4 protein-coding genes are annotated in these 4,105 nt (G+C 49.4%); all 4 read right to left on the minus strand.

Annotation, left to right across the window (positions count from 1 at the left end):
* Window positions 1-88: 88 nt before the first annotated feature.
* Window positions 89-409, minus strand: a complete 321-nt coding sequence (locus ACTIE6_RS19415; protein WP_439558222.1) for an STAS domain-containing protein — start codon at window positions 407-409, stop codon at window positions 89-91.
* A gap of 77 nt (window positions 410-486) precedes the next feature.
* On the minus strand, window positions 487-2,607 hold the full coding sequence (gene glgX / locus ACTIE6_RS19420; protein ID WP_439558223.1) for a glycogen debranching protein GlgX: 2,121 nt from the start codon (window positions 2,605-2,607) through the stop codon (window positions 487-489).
* A 3-nt stretch (window positions 2,608-2,610) separates the two neighbouring features.
* On the minus strand, window positions 2,611-3,048 hold the full coding sequence (locus ACTIE6_RS19425) for an STAS domain-containing protein (RefSeq protein WP_439558224.1): 438 nt from the start codon (window positions 3,046-3,048) through the stop codon (window positions 2,611-2,613).
* 7 nt (window positions 3,049-3,055) lie between these two features.
* A partial coding sequence (locus ACTIE6_RS19430) for an AGE family epimerase/isomerase (RefSeq protein ID WP_439558225.1) occupies window positions 3,056-4,105 on the minus strand: 1,050 nt, incomplete at its 5' end.

Genomic DNA, 4,105 nt, shown 5'->3' on the forward strand with positions numbered 1-4,105 from the left:
TTTTCCGCAAGCTCACCTACGTATCCCCGTAATGAATCCAGCGAATCCACATTGCCGGGAAAACTTTTCGACTCCATTTTTTCGGATGTTAAACTGGATACTGATCAACAATTGTCACGCTGTGCTGCAGACCTGTTTTTGTGAGGGTATCTACAATCAGCTCCTGTGGTTTGACGATGTAAATAGCCAGTTTCGGACCGATCTTTTGTTTGGAATAAATCAACACGCGCAAGCCCGCAGAAGACATAAAGTCAAGCTCTTCCATATCCAGCACGAGTGAATCAATGGGCTGGTTAGCGATTTTCTCAATTTCGGTCTGAAACACACGCGCCGAAAGCGAATCCAGCTCCCCATGCAAAGTCAACCGCGCAACCTGATCTTCAACAACTGATTCTATTTGAAATGCCATGATAAATGATGTTTTTGAAATGTTTTTTTAGATAAAATTATTTTCCTCCTTCCACCCTTTCCTCCATCCTCCCTTTATCACTTCCCAACCAAAATAACCGTCGCTCTCCCTCCTACTAAAAACCTTCCCTGATCGTCCAGCTTAGGCTCTTTGCCTATTTCGTAGATGTCCTGGCCTGAGGGCATGTCGGTGTTTACGGCGAGGTACCAGTTGCGACCGTTTGGTAGCTGCGGGAGTTCGTAGTAAAGTGCGTCCCAGTAAGAGTTAAGCGCAACGTAAATGGTATCGTCTACAATGGTACCGCCTTTGGCGTGCGCGCCGTCGAGCATAAATGCAAGGCAGCGGCTGGATGCAGAAAAGTCTGCGTGCCAGGCTTGTGTACCGTGGAAACTGATATCAGGATAGCCGCTTCCTACGTAGTCGCGGTGCTGGAAGTGCGTCCGGCTCCGTAGTACAGGGTGCGCTCTGCGGAAGTGCATGATGTGTTTTGAAAAATTAAACAAATCTGCATTCTTTTCCAACAAGCCCCAGTCTACCCAGTTCAGCTCGTTGTCGTGACAATAGGTATTGTTGTTCCCGTTTTTGGTCACACCCATTTCATCACCCGACAAAATCATCGGCACACCCTGACTTACCATCAGGATTGACAATGCATTCTTGATCTGCTTGTGACGAAGCTGGTTGATGTTCGGATCATCCGTTTCACCTTCCACGCCGCAGTTCCACGAATGGTTATCATTGCCGCCGTCGTTGTTATTTTCCCCATTTGCTTCGTTGTGCTTTTCGTTGTAAGCGAAAAGATCATAAAGTGTGAAACCGTCGTGGCAGGCGATGAAGTTAATGCTCGCAGTCGGGCCGCGGTAGTAGTACAGATCCGGCCAGCCCTGAATGCTCTGGGCGAGGTCTCCGATTTGCCCCTCGTCCCCTTTCAGGAACTTGCGGATTCCATCGCGGTATTTTCCGTTCCATTCAGCCCAGCGACCATAAGCCGGGAATGAGCCTACCTGGTACAAACCGCCCGCATCCCAGGCTTCGGCCACGAGCTTGCATTTGGCAAGAATCGGGTCGTAAGCGAGTGATTCGAGCAAAGGCGGGTTGCTCAGCGGCGCGCCGTTCTGGTCGCGGCCGAGAATAGCGGCGAGGTCGAAGCGGAAACCATCAATGTGGTAATCTGCCGCCCAGTAGCGCAGGCAGTCGAGTACCATATTGCGTACGACCGGATTGTTACAGTTCAATGTATTTCCCGTTCCGGAAAAGTTGAAGTAGTAACCCTCGGGCGTGAGCATGTAGTAAGTTTTGTTGTCAATTCCGCGGAAAGAAATGGTATGTCCGCGGTGGTCGCCTTCGGCAGTGTGGTTGAACACCACGTCGAGCATTACCTCTATACCGTTCTTGTGCAGCTCTTTCACCAGCGTTTTCAGCTCGTCGACCTGCATTCCAAACTTCCCGGTAGCGGCATAACCTGCTTTAGGAGAAAAGAAGTTAACGGTACTATATCCCCAGAAATTGACGATCAAACCGCCGGTTGCAGGGTTTTCGCGGCTGTTTTCCCATTCATCAAATTCATAAATCGGCATCAGCTCCACGCAGTTGATACCCAGCTCTTTGAGGTAGGCTATCTTGCTGCGGATCGCGGCGAATGTTCCCGGATTTTTGACATTTGAAGACGGGTGCTGCGTAAAACCGCGCACGTGCATTTCGTAGATTACCAGATCCTCTATGGGCGTTTCAAGCGGGTGGTCGTTCTCCCAGTCGAAATCCTCAAAAACCAATCTTGAACGGTACGGATAAATGTTGTCCCAGTTGGGTGTCGCCAGCCAGGTATCTCTTCCGGCAATCGCTTTTGCGTAGGGATCGCTGAGGATGATATTTTTGTCAAAACGGTGACCTTCCTCGGGTTTGAACGGACCGTCCATTCTGTAACCGTATTCCAGCCGCTCGTAATCCAGATCAAAAACGATCATGGAATACACATTCCCAGTGCGGAATTCTTCGGGAAAGCGTATCTCCGCGAAAGGCTGTGCTTCGCCTCTTTCAAACAAAACCAAAGTACAATCAATGGCTTCACTTGAATAAATGCTGAAATTGATCCCATTGGGTACCATAGTAGCGCCGAAAGGAAGCACGTGGCCCCTCCGGAACTTGATACCCTGCTGCTCGTGGGTCGGGTAATAGTCGATCCTGATATCTGTTGCCATAGCTTAGTCTTGTTTAAGAATGACAAGCGCCTCATCCACCGTTTCAACGATCGAGAAAAAGTTGATAAAGCCGGTAGTAGACATCACATCCTGGATATCCTCCGAAACGCCAACCAGTACCACATTTCCATTCTGGGTACGGATGTTCCTGTACACCATCAGCAGCACACGAAGCCCGGCACTCGACATAAACCCGACTTCTGTCAGATCAATGGCGATCTTCTTGCTTGAATCAGTCGCCGCACGCGCGTTTCTTTCAAATTCGGGAGCGGTCTTGCTGTCAATATCACCCGTTACCTGTAGTACCGTAATATCGTCCTGTTCGGTAGTAGTTACTTTCATAGTTTGCAGCAGTTTAGTGGCTGTCGGCTTTCGGCTGTCGGCTGTCGGCTTCTCTCTTTTATTCAAGGTAAAGCCGATTACCGATAGCCGAAAGCTCATTAGCCATTTACTTCCTCGGACTGATTTGTACCTTCACCCGCACGCGCTCCTCTGTCTCCGGCAACTTAACAGTAAGTGCATCGGCGTCGAAGTTTGTATAAGGCTGATCGTCGATAAATACCTCGCTGATATACACGCTACCTTGTGGAAGGATATCCGGCGACACGCGCAGGATGTTGTCCGGCCAGCCGTTTGGATATGGTTTGAAGTAGAAGTATGTCGGCTGTTTTGTGATCAGCAGGTTAATGTAAACCGCTGACAGGTAGCATAGTTCAGTACTGTGGTAAGCGCTCATCGAGTGACTTCCCTTGAAACGCTCGGTACCCAGCAGGTAAGGCATTCCATTTGACAATACGTTGAAATAAACACCGCCATCGTCGTTATCCAGGAAGAATGCATTGTAGAATGCAGCTGCTTCGCGGGCTTGCTTTTCGTATTCTTCATCGCCCAAAACACCGTACATGATCAGGTAAGCCAGGATAGCCTGCTCCTGCTGCCACCATGCTTTGCGGTCGTGCCACACAAACTGGTGCTTTCCGCCGGTCTTTTTCACGCGTTCTACCACATCGTACCAGCCGCCGCGTTGCTGATCAGAACCAGCTTCCGGCATTAAGGCAGCGATTTTCTTAGCAAAATCCACGTATTCGTCTTTCGGTGTCAAAGACTGCTGGCGCATCAGGTTCCATGCGATTTTGAGGTTGTGACCTACTACCGCGCGGTTTTGCTGCCAGCCCCAGGTCTGGTCTTTGCTCCAATCTTCAAAGAATTTTTCCTGAACAAATGGACTATTCTCATAATCCGGGAAATACTTTGTAATAGTATCAAAAGTATATTCCAGAAAGTCTGCGTGCTTTTTCTCGCCTGTGGCCAGGTACAGGTTGATGAGGTATGCAGGCGCGTGGTCACCTACCGAGTTCCAGTTCTTGCGGGCCCGGTTGTGCGCGAGTGATTCTTCGTGCGCGTCGAGTGAAATCGGGTGCAGGTGAGAGAAATAGCCTTCTCCATTGTGGTCTTTGAAGTATTTTTCAAAAAGATCAATGGTTTTGTCAATATCGTC

The organism is Dyadobacter sp. (assembly GCF_051859145.1).
GTDB lineage: Bacteria > Bacteroidota > Bacteroidia > Cytophagales > Spirosomataceae > Dyadobacter.

Coding starts and splice junctions, on each gene's coding strand:
- ACTIE6_RS19415 (WP_439558222.1), bottom strand. CDS start 409: ATGGCATTTCAAATAGAATCAGTTGTTGAAGATCAGGTTGCGCGGTTG.
- glgX (WP_439558223.1), bottom strand. CDS start 2,607: ATGGCAACAGATATCAGGATCGACTATTACCCGACCCACGAGCAGCAG.
- ACTIE6_RS19425 (WP_439558224.1), bottom strand. CDS start 3,048: ATGAGCTTTCGGCTATCGGTAATCGGCTTTACCTTGAATAAAAGAGAG.